The sequence below is a fragment of the Streptomyces sp. NPDC046308 genome, assembly GCF_055588065.1.
This window is the reverse complement of record NZ_JBVJFB010000010.1, coordinates 1-24,079: the sequence shown is the minus strand read 5'-3', so window position 1 is coordinate 24,079 and position 24,079 is coordinate 1. Positions and strand designations below refer to the sequence as shown.

At 69.7% G+C, this 24,079-nt stretch carries 27 protein-coding genes and 1 pseudogene; 13 read left to right on the top strand and 15 right to left on the bottom strand.

Going from position 1 to position 24,079, the window contains the following annotated elements; genetic code table 11:
* The first annotated feature begins 421 nt into the window (after positions 1-421).
* Both ACZ6JT_RS31615 and ACZ6JT_RS31610 read left to right on the top strand, forming a co-directional pair.
* Positions 422-1,579, top strand: coding sequence for a hypothetical protein (locus ACZ6JT_RS31615; RefSeq protein WP_469215079.1), 1,158 nt, complete (start codon positions 422-424; stop codon positions 1,577-1,579).
* Positions 1,580-1,844: 265 nt separating this feature from the next.
* A complete protein-coding gene (locus ACZ6JT_RS31610) occupies positions 1,845-3,014 on the top strand; it encodes a hypothetical protein (RefSeq protein WP_469215077.1) in 1,170 nt (389 codons plus the stop codon).
* 147 nt (positions 3,015-3,161) lie between these two features.
* Here the strand turns inward: ACZ6JT_RS31610 and ACZ6JT_RS31605 are convergent.
* From ACZ6JT_RS31605 to ACZ6JT_RS31590, 4 genes and pseudogenes are all read right to left on the bottom strand, one after another.
* Positions 3,162-3,299: pseudogene (locus tag ACZ6JT_RS31605) on the bottom strand (IS5/IS1182 family transposase); the annotation flags it as partial.
* A complete protein-coding gene (locus ACZ6JT_RS31600) occupies positions 3,239-5,242 on the bottom strand; it encodes a hypothetical protein (protein ID WP_469215075.1) in 2,004 nt (667 codons plus the stop codon). The gene ACZ6JT_RS31600 and the pseudogene ACZ6JT_RS31605, both read right to left, overlap by 61 nt.
* Positions 5,243-5,626: 384 nt before the next feature.
* A complete protein-coding gene (locus ACZ6JT_RS31595) occupies positions 5,627-5,974 on the bottom strand; it encodes a helix-turn-helix domain-containing protein (RefSeq protein ID WP_469215072.1) in 348 nt (115 codons plus the stop codon).
* 4 nt (positions 5,975-5,978) lie between these two features.
* Complete coding sequence (locus ACZ6JT_RS31590; RefSeq protein ID WP_469215070.1) at positions 5,979-7,136, bottom strand: tyrosine-type recombinase/integrase; 1,158 nt, start codon at positions 7,134-7,136, stop codon at positions 5,979-5,981.
* 167 nt (positions 7,137-7,303) lie between these two features.
* On the opposite strand from ACZ6JT_RS31590, the gene ACZ6JT_RS31585 reads away from it, so the two are divergent.
* From ACZ6JT_RS31585 to ACZ6JT_RS31565, 5 genes are all read left to right on the top strand, one after another.
* Positions 7,304-8,029 (top strand): DNA polymerase Y family protein, encoded by a 726-nt coding sequence (locus ACZ6JT_RS31585; protein WP_469215069.1) that lies wholly within the window; start codon positions 7,304-7,306, stop codon positions 8,027-8,029.
* 40 nt (positions 8,030-8,069) lie between these two features.
* Entirely contained in the window at positions 8,070-8,252 is a 183-nt protein-coding gene (locus ACZ6JT_RS31580; RefSeq protein ID WP_469215067.1) for a hypothetical protein, read from the top strand.
* 1,477 nt (positions 8,253-9,729) lie between these two features.
* Complete coding sequence (locus tag ACZ6JT_RS31575; protein WP_469215065.1) at positions 9,730-10,200, top strand: lamin tail domain-containing protein; 471 nt, start codon at positions 9,730-9,732, stop codon at positions 10,198-10,200.
* A 253-nt stretch (positions 10,201-10,453) separates the two neighbouring features.
* Positions 10,454-11,137, top strand: a complete 684-nt coding sequence (locus ACZ6JT_RS31570; protein WP_469215505.1) for an HNH endonuclease family protein — start codon at positions 10,454-10,456, stop codon at positions 11,135-11,137.
* Positions 11,138-11,193: 56 nt separating this feature from the next.
* On the top strand, positions 11,194-11,553 hold the full coding sequence (locus tag ACZ6JT_RS31565) for a hypothetical protein (RefSeq protein ID WP_469215064.1): 360 nt from the start codon (positions 11,194-11,196) through the stop codon (positions 11,551-11,553).
* Positions 11,554-11,585: 32 nt separating this feature from the next.
* On the opposite strand, the gene ACZ6JT_RS31560 is transcribed toward ACZ6JT_RS31565, so the two are convergent.
* A complete protein-coding gene (locus tag ACZ6JT_RS31560; RefSeq protein WP_469215062.1) occupies positions 11,586-11,804 on the bottom strand; it encodes a hypothetical protein in 219 nt (72 codons plus the stop codon).
* 201 nt (positions 11,805-12,005) lie between these two features.
* On the opposite strand from ACZ6JT_RS31560, the gene ACZ6JT_RS31555 reads away from it, so the two are divergent.
* The gene (locus tag ACZ6JT_RS31555; protein ID WP_469215060.1) at positions 12,006-13,034 is read left to right on the top strand and encodes a hypothetical protein; all 1,029 of its coding nucleotides are present in this window, start codon (positions 12,006-12,008) and stop codon (positions 13,032-13,034) included.
* 107 nt (positions 13,035-13,141) lie between these two features.
* Positions 13,142-13,333 carry a hypothetical protein gene (locus ACZ6JT_RS31550; protein WP_469215058.1) on the top strand — a complete coding sequence of 64 codons (192 nt, stop codon included), beginning with the start codon at positions 13,142-13,144 and terminating at the stop codon, positions 13,331-13,333.
* A 66-nt stretch (positions 13,334-13,399) separates the two neighbouring features.
* On the opposite strand, the gene ACZ6JT_RS31545 is transcribed toward ACZ6JT_RS31550, so the two are convergent.
* The 8 genes from ACZ6JT_RS31545 to ACZ6JT_RS31510 form a co-directional block, all read right to left on the bottom strand.
* On the bottom strand, positions 13,400-13,567 hold the full coding sequence (locus tag ACZ6JT_RS31545; protein ID WP_469215056.1) for a hypothetical protein: 168 nt from the start codon (positions 13,565-13,567) through the stop codon (positions 13,400-13,402).
* A gap of 30 nt (positions 13,568-13,597) precedes the next feature.
* Positions 13,598-13,987 (bottom strand): hypothetical protein, encoded by a 390-nt coding sequence (locus ACZ6JT_RS31540; protein ID WP_469215055.1) that lies wholly within the window; start codon positions 13,985-13,987, stop codon positions 13,598-13,600.
* Positions 13,988-14,167: 180 nt separating this feature from the next.
* Positions 14,168-14,446: a hypothetical protein gene (locus ACZ6JT_RS31535; RefSeq protein ID WP_469215053.1), complete on the bottom strand. Its 279-nt coding sequence runs from the start codon at positions 14,444-14,446 to the stop codon at positions 14,168-14,170.
* A 295-nt stretch (positions 14,447-14,741) separates the two neighbouring features.
* Positions 14,742-16,406, bottom strand: coding sequence for an IclR family transcriptional regulator domain-containing protein (locus tag ACZ6JT_RS31530; protein WP_469215051.1), 1,665 nt, complete (start codon positions 16,404-16,406; stop codon positions 14,742-14,744).
* 5 nt (positions 16,407-16,411) lie between these two features.
* A complete protein-coding gene (locus tag ACZ6JT_RS31525) occupies positions 16,412-17,023 on the bottom strand; it encodes an RNA polymerase sigma factor (protein WP_469215050.1) in 612 nt (203 codons plus the stop codon).
* Positions 17,024-17,542: 519 nt separating this feature from the next.
* Complete coding sequence (locus ACZ6JT_RS31520) at positions 17,543-17,695, bottom strand: hypothetical protein (protein WP_328741319.1); 153 nt, start codon at positions 17,693-17,695, stop codon at positions 17,543-17,545.
* 177 nt (positions 17,696-17,872) lie between these two features.
* Positions 17,873-18,199 carry a hypothetical protein gene (locus ACZ6JT_RS31515; RefSeq protein WP_469215048.1) on the bottom strand — a complete coding sequence of 109 codons (327 nt, stop codon included), beginning with the start codon at positions 18,197-18,199 and terminating at the stop codon, positions 17,873-17,875.
* A 52-nt stretch (positions 18,200-18,251) separates the two neighbouring features.
* On the bottom strand, positions 18,252-19,103 hold the full coding sequence (locus tag ACZ6JT_RS31510) for an RNA polymerase sigma factor (protein ID WP_469215046.1): 852 nt from the start codon (positions 19,101-19,103) through the stop codon (positions 18,252-18,254).
* 524 nt (positions 19,104-19,627) lie between these two features.
* Between ACZ6JT_RS31510 and ACZ6JT_RS31505 the strand changes: the two genes are divergently transcribed.
* The 4 genes from ACZ6JT_RS31505 (at position 19,628) to ACZ6JT_RS31490 (ending at position 21,764) form a co-directional block, all read left to right on the top strand.
* The gene (locus ACZ6JT_RS31505) at positions 19,628-20,635 is read left to right on the top strand and encodes a hypothetical protein (RefSeq protein WP_469215044.1); all 1,008 of its coding nucleotides are present in this window, start codon (positions 19,628-19,630) and stop codon (positions 20,633-20,635) included.
* The gene (locus ACZ6JT_RS31500) at positions 20,587-21,012 is read left to right on the top strand and encodes a hypothetical protein (RefSeq protein WP_469215042.1); all 426 of its coding nucleotides are present in this window, start codon (positions 20,587-20,589) and stop codon (positions 21,010-21,012) included. The genes ACZ6JT_RS31505 and ACZ6JT_RS31500 overlap by 49 nt, the downstream gene beginning before the upstream one ends.
* Positions 21,013-21,192: 180 nt before the next feature.
* Entirely contained in the window at positions 21,193-21,507 is a 315-nt protein-coding gene (locus ACZ6JT_RS31495) for a DUF6247 family protein (RefSeq protein ID WP_469215040.1), read from the top strand.
* The gene (locus ACZ6JT_RS31490; protein ID WP_469215038.1) at positions 21,504-21,764 is read left to right on the top strand and encodes a hypothetical protein; all 261 of its coding nucleotides are present in this window, start codon (positions 21,504-21,506) and stop codon (positions 21,762-21,764) included. Before ACZ6JT_RS31495 ends, ACZ6JT_RS31490 begins: the two co-directional genes overlap by 4 nt.
* A 211-nt stretch (positions 21,765-21,975) precedes the next feature.
* Here the strand turns inward: ACZ6JT_RS31490 and ACZ6JT_RS31485 are convergent, their stop codons facing one another.
* On the bottom strand, positions 21,976-22,668 hold the full coding sequence (locus tag ACZ6JT_RS31485) for a helix-turn-helix domain-containing protein (RefSeq protein ID WP_469215036.1): 693 nt from the start codon (positions 22,666-22,668) through the stop codon (positions 21,976-21,978).
* A gap of 1,301 nt (positions 22,669-23,969) precedes the next feature.
* The coding region (locus tag ACZ6JT_RS31480) for a CsbD family protein (RefSeq protein ID WP_469215503.1) at positions 23,970-24,079 on the bottom strand (110 nt) is incomplete at its 5' end.

The window sequence follows — 24,079 nt, the reverse complement described above, 5'->3', positions numbered from 1 at the left end:
CGAACCCGCCGCAGGGTCGCTGAGAATCTGACAACAGTGCGGCGGGTTGCCTCGACAGGGCTCGCTCTTCCCGCGCGGCCTGCCGCTGCAGAAGCACGCTCTTGTCGGTGTCGCGGGCAGCGGGGATGGAGAGGCGTGATCGCGAAGGGTTCCACCGGCACCGCGTCCGTGCGCACGGCCACCTCACGGTCGAAGAACACCCCGCAACCGGCGCCGCAAAAGCAGTTCCAGACGAACTACAACCCCCCAGCTCAACCACCGCCCCACACACCAACTGCCCTCGCCCTTATTAGCGACGCAGGCCTGTGTCGCGCCGGTGAGACCCTCAAGAAGCACTTATGGTACAGATGTGCACTCAAATGGCTTGTCAAATCTGAGGAATCGACACGCGCGAACTGTGCGAAAAGTTACCGCTGGATTGGTGCTGACCGTTTTCCTACTGCTGCCCGCTGCCGCTATGGCGGCACAAGCTCCGTCACCGAGCCCCGAGAAGTCCGGCGTAACCTTATCTCTTAGCGGCTCAGATAGCATGACCGATCATAGGCCGGCTGAAATCGTTGCCGTGCTGACTAATGCGTCCGCTGCGGCCGTGAAGGCAAACGTGACGGTGGACGCAGGTCGTAATGTCTCCAAGGTCGCAACGAACCCCGACGCCCTTGAGGGCGATCAGGCAAGAGAATCTATTACCTTGGATGTGGCGCCGGGGCATTCAAGGTGGGTGCACATCGCGGTCTACGCAAAGCGACCTGTCCATCGCGGGAAAACCACAGTAGTCGTGGTGGCAGAAATCCGGCCCGCCAGCCAGACCGAGGCCGGCGCAACTGAGGTTGTCGCCACACGTGAAATTAACGTTGATATGGCGGGGAGCGATTCTGTATCGGGTGTAGTTGGCGGCGGTTTGACGATCATCATTCCAGGTGTACTAGCAGTATTGGCCTGGTTGTGGGTTTGGGTTGACGATCGCAAAAAACTTGGTCTACCAGCAACGAATCCCTTCTCAACCGTTTGGGACAACAAGCTCTGGCTACTGTTAGCGGCAATCATCTCGTTCGCCGCCGCCTGGGCGGGTGCGAAGTGGTTCAACCTAAACAACCTTCAGGGAGCCTATGACTGGTCGGACTTGCTCTTCGTGAGCCTGGGGGCTGCCCTAGTTGCTGGAGTGCTGGCTCTGATGGCGAGGTTCCTGTACAGAATTCGCCGACCGCGTATTAATTGGGACAGTCAGCCTTCAGACGTTCTCCGCGCTGCAGCTCGACACGAGAACAGCTTCAAACGGACAGTCTTCAAGGTGCCTGAGGAGCGGTTCGGGTTGCTGGTGCACCATGACCGAGGGGCCGTGGTGCTGACGCCGCCGATCCGCTTCGCCAAGCCGGACCGTCTTATTGAGATCGTCCAGAAGGAAGTGGAGACAGAGGGTTCAGGTGATCTGAAAGCCGCTGCACTCGAAGCAGCCAAGGACAGCACATTTGACGGGAGTTACGGCGAAGCCCCTGGATCGGAATGGATCAGTCACCCCATGGTGATTGCCAACCCTGAGGAGGCCCACCAGGCGCAGACGATCCTCGTCTACTACGAGTAGACGTGTGCTCACGAAGGGTCAGAGAGAGATTGCAGGCCAAAACCGCTTAGCGCGATTCTGGTTACGCTCCCCACCCCGTAGGTAGGGAGCTTGGTGGTCGGGACAGGTGAAACGAACGTCTAGACAGGTCAGCTGTGAGACAGACCATAGGCCCTATCCGTTCGCGCCCTGCGATCCGCATACCTCCGTTACTCCCGCAGGCGTGCGCCCGATGCACCACGGATCATTGTAGTCGAAGCGGCACGGAGACCGGAAGGAGAAGGAGATGGTCAGCGAGACTCAGATCCTGGTCAACCGGCTACGGGTCTCTTACCTGCAGACCCACATCCACGAGGAGGTGCCTCCTGAGATCCAACTGCCCGGTGCCTTCGTCAGCCGTCTGTGCGATCTCCAACCCATACGCTCCCTGGACGTGACACTGCCCTTTGAGATTCCTGTAGATCGCAATAAAGTCGAGTGGCAGTTCTGGTCGAAGGTCTCGGAGCGCCGGGATCTGCACCCACTCAGTCCTGACAGCCCCAGTGATCGCGATGAGGCAGAGAGGCTGCGGAAGGCCATGGTGCCGTTGCGGCATCGCGCAGGCCTCAAGGTGTCCTCCTTCGAACGGCCGCTGTTGGAGGCGTTCCTTCACCCCTTCGGCTGGGTCCTACTCGCTACAGCGGATCTCACCTGGCAGCAAGGGCTCCCCTTGGACGACGCCGTTGAAGCGCTAGACGAACTGCAACGGACACCTGCATCAGTCCTCCTCGGCAATGCCGAGTATCCGGCCACCCTTGCTACCGCAGCCACAGTGGCGGCGCAAGAAGTTTCCCGCGAGTTGGCCGGGGACCCGGCGTGGACGGGAAGAAGCCACCGGTTGGCGACGGTGATCGATGGCTCGGTTGACTCGACACCCGCGACCATGCCGTCGGCGGGTGGGGCAGTACACCGTGCCCTGCACCACCTATCCTCCGGTCAGTCTGTTCTCACCGATCCGGAAGTCGCCTTCGTCGCGCGTTGGAACGATGACACCAGCGCCTTTTCATGGATCCCCACCGATTTGGTTTACATGCTCGGTCGCGGTACCTCAATCGTTTTGCCCCAGGCCATCGAGGAGCGCCCGCGGATCCCGGGTATCGACACCGCGGGACGGCACCGTCGAATGGCTCTGCTAGTAAGCTACCTGGCAGCCGCCTTGGGGCTCATTGAGTCAAGGCCCCAACCCCAACCCAGCCAAAGAGGCTACCGAGATGTTTGGGCTGAGAAGGCTGGCGACCGTCTCGCCCGTCTCTTCGGTCCTACCCCTGCAGGGCTTGACTACTGGGGCCTTGAGGCCAGGTCCTTCCTGCAAAAGACGGATGCCGTCCACTACGTCGAGGAGATTCGACGGGATGCAAAGAAGCGCGGGGAGGGGAAGCTGTTTCCCCGATGCCCGCCTCCGGACGAATATCTTTGACGCAAGTCTTGCGTCTGCGCAGAAGCTTCGCGGATCACGCGCGACGAATAGACCTTGTCGGCCAGCACAATCACCGGACGGGTTCACGACCTGCCCTTCGGCCTCATGACCCAGATTGCGGCCACGACCCGGGGGAACGCCGGGCGCGTCACCGGCCTGGCCCGGCGTGAGGACGAAGGCCAGCGGCTGGCAGCGGCCGTCGGCGGCGAGGTGGATCTTCGTGGTCAGCCCGCCCCGGGACCGTCCGAGGGCATGGTCGGCCGGCTCGCTGGCCGGAGCCCCTTTCCCCGGTGAATGCGGTCAGGGTGTGCAGCGCGCACGTACCGCCAGGCAGTGGCCGGCGAGAGGCCGAAGAGCTTGATGAGCTGGACGGGATCGGCGGTGTGCTTGGCCTCGTCGAGGATTCGGTCGGCTCGCAAGCGGCTGGCCTGCAGGCCGATCCGTCTCAGAGGCTTGTTGATGGCGTTGGAATGCGCCTTGGGGTGGCTGTCGTCGGCGGAGGTCTGCGCGGTGATCAGGAGATAGGGGTTGGTACTGGCAGGCCAGCGGCGGTGCCTTTCGGCCAGCCACTGTGTCACCAGTTGGTGGGTGAGTTCGTCGAGATAGACGACGTGCTTGGCTCCCCCGGCGCGGCGGACGAGAAGGAGTCCGCGGGTGCGGTCGAGGTCGTCGAGCAGGAGGCCGCGCTGATCGTGAACGCTCAGGGCGTGTACGGCGGCCAGGGCCAGGGTCAGCCGGTCGCGGGCTGAGGTCAGGCGGTCAAGGGCGCCGACGAGTTGGTCGTCCGCCAGGGGACGGGGCAGGGGCCGGGCGGTCGTGACGGCGATGGTGCGGGTGGGGTCGCGGAAGATCAGCTTTTCGCGTTTGAGGGCGCGGAAGAGTGAGCGCAGGGCTGTGAGCAGTGACTTCCTGGCCTCGCCGCGCAGGGGCGCCAGGGCCTGCTGGACGTGGTCGACGGTGACGGCCCGGAAGTCGTCGACTCCGGCGGCGTGCCAGGCTTTCAGGCAGGGGGCTGTCTTGCGGACGTAGCTGCGAACGGTTGAGGGCGCCAGGGGCCAGCTCGGCCGAGGTCCGGCGGCGCACAGCACGTCGATCCACTGGTGTGTGCCTGCCCGGAACGGGGCGGGCGCCTGGTCGGCGAGGCGGCGGGCTCCGGCCAGGTGCGCGTCGGACTTCGCGTCCGACGCGAGGAGGCCGGCGCTGCGGAGGTAGTTGATGACGCGCGGCGCCGCGAGGTGGGTGTAGCGGGCCAGGTGGCGGATCTCGGCCTCGTGCAGGGGGGCGTCGGCGCCGAAGTGGGCGGTCAGGATCCGCAAGGCGCGCAGGCTGGCCTGGAGGCTGTCTTTGTTCCAGCTGCGGGTGCGGATGTGGGCGGCAAAGCCGTCCACGAGGCGGGTCGCGGCCGGGGTGAGTGCGGGCATCGGCCTGGCGAGGAAGGCGGACCAGTCCCGGTCCATGACGAACAGCGGCAACTGTCCCGGTACGGCGAGGTGTTCGGAGACCGGCCGGGCGGCCCGCGTGGCGCGGACCAGTGCGAGGCGTTTGGTCTGCAGGCGGCGCCGGCCGTAGATCCCGGCCATCCGCCCGGTACGGTCGACGCTCGTCCGCAGGCGCGGTGCGAAGACGCCGCCGAACCAGAGCTGATCAGCGCCGTCGAGGGCGATGCGGTCGAGGTCGTACTCAGTCTCTGCGAGCAGGAGGAGGCACCTGCGGCAGTGTCCGTCGCGCACCGGCAGCAGGCGCCCGCAGCGATCGCAGGCGTGGGCCGAGTGGGTGCGGCGCCAGTTCAGGCACTTGGCACAACGCTGGTCGTCGTCGTTCGTCCAGGCCAGACAGTCGGTGCAGCTGCCCCTGCGCTTCGACATCCAGCCGGGCACCAGCCGCGGCCGAGCCGGCGCCAGGAGTCCGGCGCGCTGGAGGGCGAGGTGGATGGTGGGCCGCATCTGCGGCAGGTCGACGAGGGCTTCGGGTCGAACCAGGTGCTCGTCGGGCGGCCGGGAGGCGAGAGCGAGGCCGGCGCCTCCACTGGTGTGCTCCATCCATGTCCCTCCGGTCCCGCGTTCGGCCGCCAACTTCCTGAGCTCGGCGACCACGGCCGGGAGGTCTGGGAGGGTGCGGCCGGCGATCCGGCGGGCGTGCTCGCGGGTGAAGGTGCGGGGCCAGGGGGTAAACAGGCCGAGCTGGCCGGGCACTTCCTCCACGCACACGGACGCATCGTTCTCCGGCACGGGTGGGGCTTTACGTGCCCATGTCGGCCGCTTCACCGGCCGATGTCCTCGGGGCTGACGCAGCGGGAAGGCGTTCAGGCGCAGCCCGTCGACCTCGACGGCCAGCTGGAGCGGTCGGCCGGGCGTCAGTGCCTCGCGGTTCAGCTCTGCGGCCAGCCACTCTTCATCCTGCCCCAGGCGGACGGCGATACGGCAGCACCGGCATGTGCCATCCGATCCGACCATCGCTGCCCACCCGCACCGTCGACATTCCCCCTCACGCAGGCGGCCCTGGCGCATCACGTAGGTCTCCCGGCGGCACTCCCGGCACACCCCCATGGTCGTGATCATGCCCCACATCGCACACAACCCGCACGAACCCGTCCCCATCCCGGCCTCCAGGTGTTAGTTCGGAGGGAGGGCGCGCCGGACGGCCCCGGGGACGCCCTGGCGGGGCATCGGGCGGCTGCCGCTGCCGGCCCGCGGGTTCTGTCCAGCCGCCTGCTGCAGCGTCTCCTGTCCGGCGTCGGCGCCTGCGACCGGCTCGGCGTGCAGCAGATCCGCTACCTCGCATCCCAGCGCAGCGCAGATCATGTCGAGGTCGTCCAGCCGCAGTGTCACGGGCTTACCCGACCACAAGGCCGCGACCTTGCTCAGCGACGGCGTGAACCCGACCTCCTCGAACGCAATCTTCAGCTGGCTGGGCCGCCAGATGTCCCGCTGGGCCGCCACCCACCGCAGATTCCACTTCACCGCTTCACGTCTCCCCACTCAGTCGGCGAACCGCTCGCCGGGATGACTCCAGGCTGGCCCGCTCCGGATCCCCCTGGGCACTGGCCAGATAGCCGACTGTCGTGGTCGGCCACTCGTGCCCCAGCAGCACCTGCACATCCCACAACGGCATCCCGGCCTGGTAGTTGTGCGTCGCACACGCGTGCCGCAGCAGATGCGGGAACAGCACCGTCACCGTGCCCGTCAGGTGCGCCAACGACGCCGCCCTCAGAGCCCGGCGGAAGGTGTCCGGATGCACCGGCGCCGCCACCGCCACATCCGCGAGCGACGACGGCAAACGCTCCGAGGGAAACAGCGGCGCATACGGGTCCAACGCATCATCGGGAAACAGGCCCCGGATCTCTTCCACGTACCACCACAGCAGCTCGCGTCCCTCGGCGAACATGAACGCCATCCGCTCTCGCGGCCCCGACCCCCGCGCGCCCTTACCCCGCACCAGGAAGCGGCCCCACTGCCCCTGGTCCCAGAACAGATCACCCAACCGGACTAGGCACAGCTCCGTCGCCCGCACGCCCGAGATGTACGCGGTCTTGGACATCACGTAGTTCCGCACGGCCACCGGGTACTTCCGCGCCCGGGCCAGCTCCTGGCGCCAGGCCGCGAAGAACGCCTTCGTCTCCGCCGGCGATGGCGGGATCCGCAGCCCGAAGTCACCCCGATGCCGCGGCCGGTTGAACGCGTCGACCGGCGACTCCACGACCGCTCCGAACCGGCGCGCGATCTCCCCGGCGTAGCGCTGCTCCAGGAACGCGAAGTAGTGGTCGATCAGCGTGACCTTGCGGCGGTTGGTGGAATGCGCCCGCTTGCCTGGCCCGGCAAAGTACTGGTCCAGGGCCCGCGAGGTCAGCTCCCAGGGCACGACGTCATAGAAGGAGCAGACCTCGATCACAGGCTGCACCAACCGGTTCAGCGTGGTCGCGGCCAGGCCAGCGACGTCCCGCGCCCAGCAGTACTCCGCGAGCGTGTCCTGGAACAGCGCCCGAGCATCGTCCTGCAACACCCCAGTCGCTGCCCGGCGCTGCAAGGTCAGCACATCAGCCAGTCCCGGCTCCAGCCCGACCGGCTCGCTGGGGGCGTCGCCTCGGCCGATCAGCGTGAAGCGACGGGTTTTGGAATCCGCCACGAGCACGCAAATTACGACTGGGACTCCTGGAATCCAGGAGGAACTAGCGAATCTTCACACGATAGTGTGCACTGCCCCGACAGGCCCTTGACCAGGGTGAACAGCCCGAACGACCTACCTCGGCCCGATCTGGAACCCGACGGAACTCCAATAGCATGCTCGCCACCATGGCCGCTACCGTCACCCCGCTCGGCACCACCACCGTCATCGAGCAGCGTGACATCGAGCAGTGGCTGCGCCCGCGCCCGGTCGCGGCCCTCCACGGCGTCGGCCCGGCCACCGCCGGCAAGCTCCGCGCGTACGGCCTGCACACCATCGGCGACCTCGCCGACACCCCGCTCACCGCCCTCGTCCGGCTCCTCGGCGCCGCCACCGGCCGCACCCTCCACGCCCACGCCCACGGCCAGGACCCACGCACCGTCCAGGCACAGCCCATCCCCAAGTCCCTCGGCGCCGACCGCACCTTCGACCACGACATCCTCGACCCCGCCACCCACTGCCAGGCGCTGCTCTCCCTCGCCGAAGAAGTCGCCGCCCGCCTGCGCGACGGCCAGCAGACTGCGGGCGGGCTGGCCCTGACCGTCCGCTACGCCGACCGCACCCACAGCACCCGCACCCGCACCCTGCCCGAAGCCACCGCCCACACCCGGCCCATCGCCACCACCACCCACGACCTCTACGCCCAGCTCGGCCTCCAACGCGCCCGCGTCCGCGCCATCAGCCTGCGCGCACACGACCTCCGCCCCGCCCATGAAGCCACCCAGCAACTCACCCTCGACCCCGCAGACGGCCGAGCCCTCGCCCTCGAAGCGGTCACCGACCGTGCCCGCGCCCGCTACGGCCCCGGAACACTCCGCCCCGCCACCCTCACAAACAGGCCAGCCCGACGCTAAAACGTTCATGCCGCCACCGGCACCCGCTGAAAGGACCCCGATGAGCACACCCCAGCCCTCCAGCAGGATCCCCGCCCTCACCTGCGCCCCCTCCCAGATCGGCCCCTGCGCGAAGTGCCGGCAGCCCTGCTGCCGCTACGGAGTCCGCGCGAACTCCCTCTGCGTGCCCTGCCGTGCCGCGCTGCAGGAGGGCCAGCAGAAGCCGGTCCGTGCCGGAGCGTGATTCACGACCACGACGATGCCCATGGCCGCTGCCGCGCTGACCTGGTCTTCGCCGGCGGCTGGAGATGCGAGCGGACGAGGTCAAGCGATAGAGCGAACATCTACCCAGATTGAGGAAGGTCGCTTGTCGGAAAAGGGTCAGGACGGTACACCCGAAGCCGCCCCGCGCAGAAGACCTGGATGGAATATGCCATCCGGTCGGGTGAACGGTTCCCTCTGCTTTTCAGTGCCCCGGGTAGCGTCGAATGCAAACGAACATTGACGCCATTCGGGATAGGTGGGGCAAATATGACCTTAGATGCAAACTATGTGAAAGTGCCCAAAATTCCGGCGGCTGGGGCCATTCTGATCAGCCTCGGAGGGTTGGGGGCCGTAGTAGGCGGTTTCGCGCGGGGAACGGTGCAGGTTGTAGCCGTTGTTGCGATTGTGGCTCTGACCCTGGCATGGGATGCCTCGCGCGCCTACTTCCACCACTCAGCTCCGTCCGCCTGCGAACACGCAACAGGTGAAGGCGACGCTGACGCGAAGAATTCTGCTGAACTCCGACCCACGCACATCGGTGGCCGTCAGATCTAGGGGGAAGGAAGGCCCCCGCTCCGGGGGCCATCTCTGCAAAGGCGCGTGGAGGGGATAGTGGGCAAGCCCCTGAACGGCCGCTACCTACCGGGGTATCAGGGGTGAGCCAAGATCCGGAGGCGGCCACAGGGACGACGACTCGTCGGTCGGACCGCCCCCCTGCGCCCGGATAGGGCCCGGCAGGTTGCCGAGCACCTCACCGCAGCCAGCCCCGGGCATCCGTGGACGGGGGCGCAGTCGGCGCCATGGGGGAGCCGTGACGCCCTCGACGCCACCCTTGTCCACCCTGTCCTGGTCGCCGAGGTCAGAGCCGACCGGGCCATCGACCACGGCGGTGTCTTCCGCCACCCGCTCAGGCTCCAGCGGCTGCGCCTGGATGTGGGTGCGGCGGACGTGCCGCGGTCCGGCGAGGCCCGGCCGCGGCCGGCGGCTAACCGCCGGGACGCACCCCGCCACCGAACGGGCGGCGTCCCGCCCCGCAGCCGAACCACTCTCCCGCCGATCACGATCGGCTACACGAGGGCGCGAGTGTGTGCGAAGTTCGGGCCCGTGCGCGAAGAATCCCGCAGAACAGCTGTTACTTGATCCACTGGTCCGGCCGGGTGAGGCGGCGGAGAAGTGCGCCCGGTGGTGCGCCGGAGCGCAAGATGGGGAGTTGTGGCTCCCAGGGTGGATGGGTGTAGCAGTCAGTGAATGTCAGGGCCACGTTCGGCGGAATATGTGCCGTATGCAGACGACTGTGACGGAGATGTCTGTGTCCGGTTAACCGGCGTCTTCAGGTGGTGCGCCCGGGGTCGTGTCGGGTCGAGAGTGTGGGTCCTCGGCTCAACCGGGTCGACACCGAAAGCGCTTCACCACTGTGTTTCGGCTGGTGGAGGGCTGTTCTTGAGGGAGCGCCACCTATGTCTTCTGCTTCTTCCTCCGTGCGCCGTGTCGCTGCCACGGTCCTGGCCGCCGGCGCCATCGTTTCCGCCGCCGCGCTGCCGGCGGCCGCCCATGACGGTGACCGTCACCACCAGCAGCGGCCGCGGGTGGAGATCAGCCGGGTCCAGGCCGACAGCCCCGGACGGGACGACCGCTCGAACCGCTCCCTGAACGCGGAGTGGGTGGAGATCCGCAACACCACCCGGAACCCGATCAACCTCCGCGGCTGGACGCTGCGCGACAGCGACGGCAACCGCTACCGCTTCGACAACGTCCGCATCGGTGCACGTGACACCATCCGCATCCACACCGGCAACGGCCGCGACACCCGCACCGACCTCTTCCAGGACCGCCGCGACTACGTCTGGGACAACCGCTCCGACACCGCCACCCTCCGCGACGACCGCGGCCGCACCGTCGACACCGAGACCTGGGGCCGCCGCCGCTAACCCCCGCGCGCAGCTCGGGCACCCATGCCGGAGAGCCTGCGCGAGGACCCACCCGTAGCTGGAGCATGCAGCTACAGCCGCATACCGGCCGCGAGTGCGGGCCGTCGCCCCATCGGGCGGCGGCCCGCACTGCTGCCGGAGGAGGGTGTGCAGTGGCGTTTCGCCGGTGAACTGCCCTGCGCGGGCGGGTGAATCGCCCGGCTCGGGCTGTCCCGGACGGGATGGGTGCCGGTAGAACCAGCCCATGATGATCATGAAGCGGTCCGCTGTCGCGGCCGCCGCTGTCCTCGCAATGACTCTTTCGCTCCCGGCCGCTGTGCGGGCGAGCGCACACCCGGCCGCTCCGGCTGCTGCTGTGCCGCAGGTTCTGCCGATCGGGGTGGCGGTGTCCGCGCTCCCGCTCGCGGTGGAGGACCGGACCGGTTACCAACGCACCTCCTTCCGGCACTGGAACGCCGGCGACATTCGGGCCGACGGCTGCAACACCCGCGCCGAGGTCCTGCTGGCCGAGGCGATCGTGTACCCGGAGATCGGCCCGGGCTGCACCCTGACCGGCGGGGTCTGGTGGTCGTACTACGACGAGCGGGAGGTCACGCCGGCCGGGGCGCTGGACATCGACCACATGGTCCCGCTCGCCGAGGCCTGGGACTCGGGGGCGTCGGCGTGGACGGCCGCGCGGCGGGAGGCGTACGCGAACGACCAGGGCCAGCCGGCCTCGCTGGTGGCCGTGACGGCCCGCTCGAACCGGAGCAAGGCTGACCAGGACCCGGCGGAGTGGCTGCCGCCGGCTCCGGACGCGCTGTGCCGGTACGGCGCCGAGTGGACCGCGACCAAACTCCGCTGGGGCCTCGCGGTCGACGAGATGGAGCGGGACCGGCTGCTGGACATCGCGGCCGGCTGCGGCGGCACCGACGTGGAGTTCACCCCCGCCCCGTAGGGGCGGTCGAGCACGGGCCGAGGCGTGTTGTCGGTGGTGGCGGTGACCATGGGGAGATGAGCGCCGGTATCGCGCCCGACGGCCCGCACGCGGGGATGGACGGGCTGTGTGAGCAGATCCGGGGCGCCCTCGCAGGATGGGCGCCCCGGCTGCTCGGCGTGCACATCCACCAGATGGCGTCCGGGCCGGCCGAGCTGGCGCGGCTGGTGGCGACGGTCGCGGACGCGGCCGAGGTCACGGTGCTCCCCGGTGACGGTGCGGCCGCGCGGGCCGAGTTGCACGCGGCCGCCGATCGGGCGGCCGCGGCCGCCCGATCGCGGCGGAGGCCTGACGTACGGGCGGATCTGGCCGCCGTGCGGGCGGGGTGCCGACGTGCGGCTGTCGCGGTCGGCGAGCGCGTCGCCGTCGGCTTCTGAGCGAGGGCTTACGCGGAGGCCGTCGACCGGGTTCATCGGCGTGCGCGCCAGGTGCCGTAGAGGGCGGCGACGGCGCTGATGACGCCGGCGAAGCCGGCCTCGCCCACGGTGAGGTAGATGCCGGCGCAGGTGGCGAGGAGCGCGACCAGGACCACGGCGTCGGGGACACAGCGCGTACCGGGGTCCGGTTCGCGGGTGGCCGGGGGCTGGGAGGGCTCGGATGTCTGCGGGGTGGTTCCGGTGTCGGTCATGACTCCAGGAGAGCGCCCTGAAGCCCTGCTTCCCAGTGATCCGTACGTGCCCGCCCGGACCCGGATGATCTTGTGCTTCGGCCGTCGGGAAGCGGGCCGTTCTCGGACGGGGCGCAGCGGCCGGAAGCGTTCGGCGCAATCCGCATACGTACGGCTTCACCGCCCTCTAGCGTGGCTTTTCCGCACAGGCAGGGGGGTTTGATGGCAACCGAAGCACCCGGGGTCGAGCCGCAGGACCGTGAGGCGATCGAGAAGTACGAGACCGCGCTGCACACCTTCGCCGAGAAGCTGAACCTGGTCCACATATCCGGCGGGACCCCCTCCTACAACACGGTCGCCGCCGCCTCGGTGCGGCCACGCCTGACCACGACCGGCCTGAACGAAATGCTCACCGGCAAGCGCCTGCCCACCCTCGACGCGCTTCTGGAATACCTCCGGGTCGTCACCACCCCCAGCGGCTTGGACAAGCCGGCCGCCGCGAAGTTCCGCGCCGACACCGCCCTCGTGCAGGAATGGCGCGGGCACTGGCAGGACGCCAAGCTGCTCCAGCGCCGGGCCCAGGCCGCGACCAGAAGGGCGCGGGCCGCAGCCCGCCAGGCCCACGACGCCGCCGTCCGTGACACCGAGGCCCTGCGCACGGAAGCGCACGCAGAAGCCGAACGGATCCGTACGAGCGCGCACGCCGATGCAGAGGACATCCGTGCGCAGGCCCGTCGCGACGCCGATGAGCTCCTCGAAAGGGCCCGGAACACGACGGCGCCTGAGGGAGCGGAACCCCACCGCACCAAGAGCAGGGGTGCACGCGTCGGCTTGCCGCAGGGTCTGGGCAGGGCGTCCTGGTTACGCCCTGCGGGCGCGGTGCTGGCTGTCGCGGTCCTGGCGGCGGCCACGATTTTGGTGAGCGACTCCTTCACCGGGACACCCGGCGACTGCCGGGACGGCCGTACCCAAGCCGCCGGGCTGAACGCCGACGCTGTCTCGTTCCACGACGACGGCAGGGCCCGATCGGTGGCGTTCGCTGCCGAGCCGGCCGCCTTCATCACGGTCCCCGCGGGGCATCCGCTGCTTCGCGGCTTCCCGACGCCGTCGAGCTCCTCCATGTCGGGGGAGTCGCCGACGCCGGACACCTCCCCGACACCGGAGGCGTCGCCGACGCCGAGCCCGTCCGCCACCCCGACGCCGGCCCCCGCGCCGAGCCGGTCGGCCCGCTGTAAGAACAGCAGCGGCTGACGCACCTCGCCTCGTCGCGCGAGCGTCATCGCGCGGGCGAGCTGTGAGGCACCGAGGCCGGCCTGCAGACCGGTGACTCCGGCGTGCGGCCGGGCGTTGGTGTCTGCATGGACGAGATGCTGGACGTGCTCCTCGACGGCGTGACCGAGCCGCGCCTGAAGCTGATCAGCGGGGACGAGGCCCGGGCCCTGATGGTGCTCCTCGGCGTGCTCGAGGACGGCACGCAGTCCGAGGAGATCCGCCACGCGGCCGGCGAGATGCGTTTCCGCCTCGGTTCCCGACTGGCCCTGCCCGTATAGATGAGCACTTCCATGGCGCGGCCGGAACGTTGCCGCCGGTGATGGACCGGGCCGGCCGTGGCGGGCTCAGGGGTGGAGGTAGCTGTTGATGTAGGTGCGGGCCGCGGCCTCGCTCGTGCCGAGCCCGGTCGCGATCTCCTCGATCGGCACCTGCTGGGCGGCGAGTTCGTAGGCCGCGTCCTGGCCGACCTCGGCGATGACGTACCGCAGGTCCGCGAGCGCCTTCAGCGCCACCAGCGGCTCCTCGTCGGCCAGCCCACCGAGCTAGCCGACGAGCTGGGCGAGGAGTCCGGTCAGGTCCGCGGGGAGCTGCACGGCGGCGTCCCGGATCACCGACAGGTGGGCGCCGTAGTCCGCGATCGGACCGGACAGGTCGATGTCCGCCTCGTACAGCGGCCGGTCCGCTCGCAGGGCGGCCCAGTCGAGCGGGTACTCGGCCGCCCCCCGCCACCCGCACGTGCAGCTGCCCCGCAGGGCGGCGGCGCGGGGGCGGCTGAACCGTCCGTCATAGGCGTGCCACTCCTTCGTCGACGGCATGTGCGCGCCGCTGCCCACGTCGTAGTAGACGGGTCCGGGCTCGGTGCCGTCGGCGAGCAGCACTCCCACCGACCCCTCGTGCGCGGCCTTCAGCGTGTTGAGGATCTTGTCCACCACGATCACCTGCTTCCGGCAGCGCGGTCGGCCGCCTGTCGGCCGGACCGCGACGTCCAGGCTGCCCTGCGCGGCCCGGTCGCGTACGGGGATCCACTGAAGGGATGACCGCCACGCGCGGGTCCAGACGTTCCTCCGGGCCGCCGACGCACGCCGGGGTAGTTGAGGTCTGCAGGTGAGCGGTTACAGGAGGCCGAGCTTCTCCTCGATGTACTTCACCGTTGCGGAGACGCCGAGGAAGGTGGCGCCGGCCGAGCCGATCGCGACGAGCTCGCTCGCGCCGAGGTGACGCGTGAGCATGAAGGCGAGGAGCGCGCCGAGCGTCCCGGAGAGGACGGCGATGAGGATCGCCATGACCTTGACGGTCTTCGACGGGTTCGGGGCGGGAGCGCCCCCTTCCTGGGGGCCGGCCGGCGTGGCGGGAGGCGGGGTCGCGGGTGGATTGGGGGTGGTCAGGGACACGCTGTACCTCGCAGGGGTGTTCGTTGGACGTGGATCTGGTGGGGGAGCAGGCCCGACCTCCGTGGGTGCCGGGGGCCCGGAGGGCACGCTGACGGACCCGTGCGCGCGGGCATGGAGGGGCTGCTCGCGCACCTCGCCGCAGCTCGGCGCGCGGGGCGGTTCGGCGCGTCGAAGCGTCTGCTGGGCGGCACTTGCGCTGCGGTTCGCCTCGGCAGAGGCCGGCCGTGGCCGCGGTGTGTTGGGTCCGGGCGGGCGCTGGAGAAGGGGTGCCCGCCCGGACCCCGGTCTGCCGCTGCTAGCGGCGGACGGGGAGGCGGACCTGCGCGCCGGCTCCTTCCAGAGGCGCTTGGTCCGCCAGGGACAGGGGAGGGCGGCTGCCGGCCTGTTCGGCGAGCAGCAGGGACAGGAGGAGCCCGGCGGAGTGGGTCCGCAGGACCCGTGCGGCCTGCCGGAGGCGGTGTTCCTCGCCGGAGGGCAGGGACAGGGCGACGCAGGTGGCCCTGCCGGGGGTGCCGACGGAGTACGCGACGCACACGTTGCGCCGGGAGTACTCGCGGTAGTCGTACTGCGCGGCGTGGGGTCCGCCGCCGTCGAGGGCGTCGAACAGCTCGCGGGAGGTGGTGATGGTGTGGTCGGTGAGCTTGATCTGCTGGTGTCGGGTCAGGTGGTCCATCCGCCCTTCGAAGGTGAGCTGGGACAGCAGTGCCTTGCCGTTGGCGCTGGCGTGCGCGGTGTCGCGGAAGTCCACCCACTGCTGCACCCCGGGGGCCAGCGGCCCTTCGGAGTAGTGCGGCACGACGACTTGCCCGCCGGCGTAGGTGCTGATGTAGATCGCCGCCCGGGTCTGGTCGCGCAGCCGGTCCAGGGACTGCTGGATCAGCCGCTCCGGCGGGTCGCCACGGCGGGCCATCGCCAGGACGGGGCCGGGGAAGTGGACGCCGGAGACGGTGGTGACCAACTGCTGGCTGCGCAGCAGCTCCAGCAGTAAGCCGAGCGCGGCGGCCGACAGCTGCGCTCGGCGCCGCAGCGTCCGACTGGCGATGCCCTGCACCGCCTCGATGTGGAGCAGCAGGTCCAGCGCACGGACGGCGGCCTTCCACTGCTGCGCGGTGTCGGCGGGCACGAGACGGCTCCTGGACATCTCCGTCAGCGCCGCCGGCCGCAGCACTCCCACCGCCCAGGCCCCGGCGCTCCTGTCGCGCGCTTCCGCCTCCCGGTGCGGGGGCGGCGTGGCAGCGTCCGGCCTGCTCGGTTCTGCCGGGTCGGGCTGGACGACCGGCGCCTGGGCCGCCGCCGTGCGGGCGCTGCGGCTTGCGGGGACCGACCTAAGTCCGGCCGGGCGCCCGGGCACAGTCCGCGGGCCGGGCTGCTCGACGCGGGTCTGGGGCAGCAGGACGAGCCGCGGACCGTCCGCCCGGCTCGTGCTCCCGCCCGTACCGCCGAGGTTCTCGTCGCCGTGGCCGGTGTGCAGGACGAGCGGCTTGCCCATCCCGATCCGGACTTCGTCGAAGAACTCCGGGTCCTGCATCGTCCACGTGCCGCTGATCCTGCGCCCGACCGTCCCGGCCAGCAGCCGCTCGGCATCCCCGTGCCCGTGCCGGGCCGCCTCCGCGACCAGGAACCGCACATCGTCCACCGCTCCGCCGGCGCGCGTGGTCAGCGCGGCCATGCGGAACATCGCCCCGGGGTGCCCGGCTTCGGCCGCAGAGCCCAGCCAGTTCGCCGCCCGCAGCAGATCGCCGCGGACGAGGGCCTTCGAGCCGAGCCGGTACATCGAGTTGGCGTGCTCTCGTTCCTCCTGGCTCAGCCCGTAGGAGTCGTCCAGCGGCCCGAAGTCACCGTCGGGCCGATCCCAGGCGTCCTTGGGCCCGGCGAGTTGGTCCAGCAGGTCCGCGAGCCCGGCCGGGACCACCGGATCCGGGCCCTGGGCCCCGCCGGAGGGGCCTTCGTACCTGCTCACATCCGTCACCTGTCCTTCTCCCCGCTGCTCTTCTTCGATTTGCGGTACTCGTCCCGAATATGCCCAGCGAGCTTGCCCCTTAGATGCGTGACGGCCTTGTTCCGCAGGTTGTGCAGCCGCTCCACCGATATCTCCATCAGGACCGCGATCTCGCGATCGCTCAGCCCGCGGCTCTGCAGCTCCACCACCCGCCGGCGTTGGCTGTCGCGCATGCTCCGAATCTGCGGAATCACGACCTCCCGCAGAACCTCGCGGTCCTCCTGCGCCAGCGTCCGCCGGGCAGGGAGCACGTCCATCGCGTCCCCGCCCATCAGGACTGTGTGTCGCCGCAGCCGCTTCTGCTGGCGGTACTTGTCCACCGCGAGGTTGCGCGCGGCCGTGTGCAGGTACGCCATCACGTCCGTGTCCGCGTCCAGCTTCCCCTCCGCGGCGGCACGGCCCACCTTCAGATACGCCTCCTGCGCCACGTCCTGACACGTCGCCAGCGGCAGCGTCCGAAACTCCTGACGCAGCTCGTAGGGCTCCGTCTCCATGAACGGCACGTACGCCTCGTACAGCCGCTGCGCCACGTCCACGGCCAGCACCACCACCTCCTCCGAGGCCTGCTCGCCTACCACCGGCCCCGCTCCCTGCCCGGACCGGTGCCGCCCGCACCCGGCGCCACCGCGGTGGCCGCGGCCGTCAGCGCGGCCGTGCCCGCACCGCGGGTGCGGGCAGAGACGGTGTCGCCGCCCAGATCCTCAGCGGCATCCGCCCCGGGGGACTTTCGGCGACCGGCCCCGCGTCGGCTCGGACGCATCACCCTGCCCAGCGCGGGCACCGCGCTCACGACGGCCGGGGCATACCCGGTCGACTCCGACAGCGTCATCTCGTGGATCTCCATGATCTGTGGGACACGAGGACGCGGAACCCTCGCGTCCTCGCCCCCCAGACGACGCGCACCCCCCACTTCTCCCCCCAGGCCCCTCACGTTCACCCAGGAGAGTGACAACCCCGCAGCAACGCCGGTTGGAAGGCCGTGGACCGTCCTCTCCCGCGGGGCCCGGCCGGACGTGGCAGTCGAACCGCCGCCCGGAACGCCCGAAGGCGCCCCTGGCGGCGTGACGTCGCGGACTCAGCAGCCGGCAGCGCTTCGGCTACGAGCGGGGCTGGTCAGTTCCGTCGTTCCGGTTGCGGGCCTTGCTGCGGATCTTCTTGGCTAGGTATCCGGTCCCGGCGACGAGGACCGCGGCGACGACGTCGCCGAGGAGGTCGTGGCCGAGGAATGCGTACAGCGTGGACAGGCTCATGGCGTTCTCCCCTGGTGGCACATCGTGGCCGGCTGCGGCGGCACCGACGTGGAGTTCACCCAGGTCCCGTAGGGCAGCGCAGGCCGAGGGCCGCCACCCCGTGGGGTGGCGGCCCTTCGCGATGCCGCGGAGCGCCTACCCGCGCATGCGTCGGATCCGGTGCTGGGTCCGATGGTGCTACTGGAACCGGTGGAGCGGCTCGGCGGCGAAGGAGCCGTCGGGCAGGACCGCGTCAGTGAGTTCGAAGCGCTCCGGCCCGCCGCCTGCGGTGCAGGTGACGACCGTGCCGGCCGGAAGGGTACTGAGGAGGTGCCGGGGCTGCCCGTCATCCCCGGGGGTGTCGAGGAGGGTGTAACGGCGGGCCTGCCGAGGCAGGGTCGGCTGTTCCTGCGGGCGCGGAGCGGCGCGGCGCGTGCGCCGGATCCAGGCCCAACCGGCGAGGACCACGGCGAGAGCCAGCCCCCCGATGAGCTCGGCGAGCGAGTCGTTCAGGATGTTGTTCACCGTCCGGCCTCCACAGACAAAGCCGGAGTCGGGGTCGTCGGGGCAGGGGTCTTCACGCGGCACCTGCCTGCTGCTTCGCGGGGTTGATCTTGGCCTTGGCGTGGAGCTGCTCGGGGATCCAGATGCGCCGCTCCCGGGCGGCCTGATAGATGACCTCCCGGAAGCGGACCTTGCGCATGCGCACTGCCCCGTTGGTGATCTTCAGCTTGTCCGCGATCTCGGCGTCCGGGTAGCCGTCGATGGTCAGCCGGATGATCGCCTGGGTCTCCACCTTCTGCTGGTCCAAGATCTCCTCGAACCCGGTGACGAAGCGGTCTGCCTCGAACTCGGCCACGTAGCGGGATGCCTGGAGCAGACCTACGATCCCCCTGCGCCCGCCCGGCGTCTCCTCCCCGACGTCGCTGAGCGCGTACGACCTGTGCCGGCGGAACCGCTCCTGCGCCCAGTCCTTGAACAGCCGCCCGAACTCCCAGATGCACTTGTCGATGTAGGACGACATCAGGCTGCGGGGCCCCCGGGGGCCGTTGTAGTTCGGGTCCCACCCCTTTTCGATCAGCGCCTTGCGCCGGAACGTCTCCAGCGCGTTCATCTGCATGTCGACGAGGATCTCGTCGCGGGCGGCGGCATCGGCCTTGAGGGCGGCAGCATCCTCGGCGCTGATCCAGAGCGTGATGCCCCGCCCGCGGTGGTACTTGATCGAGAGCCGACCGAGCTCGCCGCTGCGGAGCATGCCCTTCAGGATCGGCTCGCTCCGCAACCACAGCTCGTCACGGAACAGCGTGTACTCCGGCCCTTCGAAGCCGTAGTGCGACAGTTCTTCGACCAAGGCGGCGCCCTGCTGTATCCGGTCCGCTCGGTCGGACAGGCAGGCGTCCACGGCCTGAGTGATCTCGTCCGTACGCATAAAAATCTCCCCGGTTCTGGACTGCGTCGGACTGGCGACGATCTTGGTTTGTCGCGCGTAAGCCGGAGACGACAGTCGACTTGTTGTACGGGCTCATGTGCGGGGGAATCCTGCGAATGTCACACAAGATCTGAAAAAGTTCTGAACTTCTCGGGCCTGAAGTCTCCATAGCTCTCTGACCTGCATGAACGTGACCTAGCCGCAGGCAACTTGCCTCCGGCCCGCCCGATGGCAGGACAGGTTGAAACGTCTCGTACATCGCCGTGCGCTCCGCAGCGTGAGGCCCATCCCGGGCGCGGTGACGACGCGCAGACCCGGTCGACCGCAGCCCTCCGTGGCCGCTGCTGTCCCCCGCCCGGGTGAATCCGGGCCCTCGCGTACGCGTAGGCGGCTTGTGCGGTGTGCCTCCAACTTGCCCCGAAATCATGGCTATTGACAGCAATAAGGATCTTTCGTCATGTTTCGGGCGCGGTCCGGTGGTCGGGTCGTTGTGGTGTGGATCGGGGTGTATTCCGTTGGGGCGTGTGGTGCGTGAGGTGTTCGGCGAGTCCGAGGCTGCGGGCCGGTTGCGGGTGCCGGTGGCGGCGTGGCGCTGGGCGACGGGTTCAGGTCTGGTCCCGGCCTCGGACGTCGGGCCGGGCTGGTGGTCGCGTGCGGTGGTGGAGGCCGCCGACCCGGAGGCCGTGCGGGCTGCGCTGCGGGTAGCGGGTGCGGGGTGGGCGGCGGACCGGCTGACGGAAGCCTTGGGGGAGCCGTTGCGGTGCCGGCCGCGGGTGACCGCCTCCGCGGTCGGACACCTGGTCCGTGCCGGCCTGCTGGTCTACCTCGGCGGCGAAATCGCGTTCCCCGACGTCCACCCCGACCAGGTCAACACGCTCGCCCGCCGCCGGGACCTGCCCGCCCTCCTCGACCGGCACGTGCCCCTGGGCCCGGACCAGGCCGCGGTCCGCCTCGGTGTCCGCCGCGTCGACTTCGACCAGGTGGTCCGCCTCGGTTGGGTCACCCCGGTCGGCTCGGTCGACATCGACTACAAGCACCACGGCGGGATCACCACGGTCCCGCTCTACTCCGCCGAGGACGTCGCCCTGCTCCCCGTCACCCGGCCCTCGGTGGACTGGCGAGCGGTGCGCGCCGTCTCCGCGGGGCGCCGCTCCCCGCTCGCCGCCCTCACTCCGGTCGTGCCGGGCGAGGACCGGGTGCTGCTGGCGGAGGTGGCTCGGATGACGCGGGTCGGGCGGGCCGCGGTGGTGAACTGGCGACGTCGGCACGACGACTTTCCCGACCCGGCCGGCGGTACGGATGTGCATCCGCAGTTCGACCGGGCGGCGGTGGTCGCGTGGCTGCTGGACCACGACAAGATCGGCGTGCCGTGGCCATGCCAGCGGCCTCGCTGGTCGTCCACGGCGGCGAGCGTCGTACGTTCCGGTTCCGGCTCGATGACCCGCACCTGGTCCTGGCCGACGACGCCGGAGGGGAGGACGAGTTGTCCGGCTGGTCCACCGATACGGACGCCGACGAGCTCGCCGCCCTGACGGCAGGGACGTTCGGCGCGTCGGTGAGCCGGTTGACCGTGCCGGGTACGCCGCTGTTGGCGGTGCTGGGGGAGGTCCGGGTGATCGAGCGGTTTAGGTCGGGAGCGGAAGGCCTGCGCCTGACGCTGGCCTGGCCCGCCCGCCTGCGCGGCACCGCCGGGCCGGGGCCTACGGGCGGGGTGGTCCGCCACGGGGTCCCATACGCGGGCCCGGGGGAGGCCTGCGTGTGCGCGCGGTACGACTGCGGCGGGGTGGTTCCTGTCTCCCGGTGCGTCGAGCACGGTGACGCGGTGGGCGCGGTGTTGGAGTGGCACCCTGGCGGCGGGATCCGCTGCACCACCCTGTCCCGGGCACGCGGCCTCACGACGGCCCGGTGATCGGGCGGACTCACATGGAGGCCGCGAAGACCTCGGCGTGACGGTGCTGTTCCGTCCTGCCTGCTGCCGGTCCCGTGGCGCGGCAGCAGGCGGGCCCGGACTGCGGCATCCGTCCGGGCCTCCCCGGCCGGGGCCACGGCGTTCTACCGTGGCGGGTAGCACCCCGACGAGGAGGAGCCGATGAGCGCCCAGCCCGACCGCACCCCTGCCCCCGCGGCCCCGTATGCGCCCGCGCCGGGCGCGCCGGCCGAACTCCTTGCGCAGCTGCGGGCTGATCGGCGGGCGGAGCGGTGGGTGCCGGCGTTCGAGGCCGAGTGGGCGGCGGCGCTGGAGGAGTCGCGCCGGACGTTCTCCCTGACCACCCTCTACGAGGTCGTTCACGTGTGGCAGGCGCGTCTCGTCTCCGCCCCGGCGGTGGATGCGTTCGTAGCTTCCGGCCACGACGAGTCCGGGTTCGTGGACATGGCCGAGCTCCGCGGCCGGCGGCGCCGGTGAACCCGCAGCCGTACGCGGTCCGACTTTCGACGCCGGCCGCGAAGGTCCTCACCGAACTCCCCGAGCACGCCGAAGACACGGTCTGGGACCTCCTCGACGCCGCCGCGGCCGACCCGTGGGGCTACCGCCAGTGGGACCCCGACGACATCGAGGGCGAAGACGTACGGATCGCGTCCGCCGGCCGCCTGTCCGTCATCTACTTCGCCAACCGGATGCTGCGGCACCTGTCCGTCCTGGACATCGTCTGGCTCGGCTAGAAACCCGGCCGCGTCGCTCACAAGGGACGATACGGGGCACGCCCGCGTGACCATCCTCGGGAAAACAACGGGCCGGGCTAGTCCAGATGACCGCGGATGTCGCAGGCGGGCCGCCTGCGACAGAGCCCCGGTCGGGGGCTCCCGCGTGTGCGCCCACTACCGAAGTGGCAGAGCACCGGGCAGTGAAGGTGCCTCAGCGGTTGGCAGTCCGTCAGCCAGCGGTTCCGGGCAGCCATGGGGTGGTCTCAGGGCGGTCGAGGGCTTTGAGGCGACGCCATGTGAAGACCCAGTCATCGATGTTGGCAATGCCGCAGGCTCGGAGGAACGCGATGCAGCGGTCGAACGATGGGAGCTTCGTGCCCTTGAGCATGTCGCTTATGGTGCTGCGCTTGAGTTGGCCGTTGCTGACGTTCTCCAGCCGACGGTAGGAGGGTTCACCAGCCCAGACGTGAACAGCTGTGAGAGCCGCGATGAAATCCATCGGCGTCTGGATCGGCAACGGGTCAGGGCGTCCGTACTGCGGCATAGGCTCTCTGCTGTACATGGCGTGGGCGCCGGTTGTCTGGGTTCCTTGACCCGAGGCCGGATTAACGGTGACGTTCTGCGCCCCCGTGATGATCACGCCGCCCTCGCCGGCACTGGCGGCTCCCGCCGTGGCTGGGCCACGAGCCTCATGCCGCGCCTCGGAATGTAGATCTTGCAGTTCCATGACCAGTTCGGCAGGGGCTCCGAGAGCTTCAAGGAGACGGCGGAGCTCTGCGCTGGAGGGAAACTTTCGACCGTTGAGGATGCTGCTGAGCGAGACTCGGGGGATTCCCGTCATGGAGGCGAGGTGCGCCAGGTTGGTGGTGTCCTTCTTGACGAGCTTGCGGAGTTCGTAGGCCAGGGACTCGCGTGTGTTCACCGCTGGCTCCTGTGGTGCAGGTGGCCAATGCTGCGGCGGACGGGAGCCACGATGAGCTCGGTCAGTACGGCGGCGAGAACAGCGCCGATGACTTCTGCAGCGTGACCGTCGGCCCACATCCACGCTAGGCCGCTCGCAGCCGCGAGGACGGTGATGAGGGTGAGCGCGTGGGCGAGCCCGAAGCTACGGGGTACCTCGGGTGTCGGGACACAGCCAGTTGGCGCGGCGACAGGCCGGCGAAACCAGTTTTGAGACGAAAACATGTGACAGCAGTCCTTGTGTGGTGGGTCGCCTGGAGGGTTTCTCGATGGGCATGTCCGTGTTGAAGCGGCGTGAGGGTTTCGCAGACCTTCACGCCTTCCGTAGACGGAAGTGCTTCTTCAAGCATGCTGACGGGACACATAGAGAGCAATAGCCCTTGATTTGAAGCAAGTTGTCTGAAGCGCTGAGGAGCGAGACTTCATCAACCGGAGTCAGCTGGTCCGGTACGCGTCGAGCAGGCTCCAGACCCCAGTGGTCGTCCGGGGCGCGTCCGTGAAAGTCCGCAGTCGTCCGCAGGTGTCCGAAACTGTCCGGCAGGCTCCATCGGCAGGCGTCCTGGTCACGCGCCTGCAGGGGCATTCAGGCAGCCTGACGGCAATGCAGTGCAAAGCCGGCTGTCGTCCGGCGCTGTCCGGGGCCGTCCGTCTCGCGTGCGTCGCACCCTTTCTCGTAGGACAGTGGGCGGGACAGCTACTCCTTCGCCTGGAGGGCTTCGGAGGCCGGTTGTTCGCAGCGACCTGCCTCAAATGTGTGAGCCATGTCACATACAGTGGGCGGGTTCGTATCCTCGGATACGAACCCGCCCACTGTCGTTGGAACCTTCGCGTAGCTCCGAGAGCACTAGCGACCAGGGTTCGTCACCGCCGAAGACTCCAGGCGGTCCAGGCGGGCCTGGAAGGACCTGGCGCCTTCCGCGGAAACCGCTTCCGACGACACCCCCCACCCGCGTCTGGGTCCGCGGCCGCGCCGCGAGCGCCCTCGGCTACGAAGGCGCCGCCCTCCCGATCGCCGACGTCTTCGCCGAGCAGGCCATCGCCCTCAGCAACCAGCAGCCTCCCTCGGCCTGCTGAACGCCGTCTTCGGCAAGGCCCACGCTGCGGCCCCGTCCGACTCTCCGGTCGGGCTCACAAACGAGGAGTCGACCGTCCGGGCACAGCTGCTGCTCGGATGTGCGGCCCGGTACGCGGCTGGGCCCCGACCAGGGGGCGTTGGTCGGGGCCCAGCGGGTGCCGCGGTTCAGGGCCGCGGGCGGGGGTGGTTCAGTGGCGGCGGAGGGTGTCCTTGATGTCTTCCTTGGCCTGGCGGGCGTTGCCCTTGGCCTGGTCCGCGTGGCCTTCGGCGGTCATCCGCTCGTTGCCGGCCATGCGGC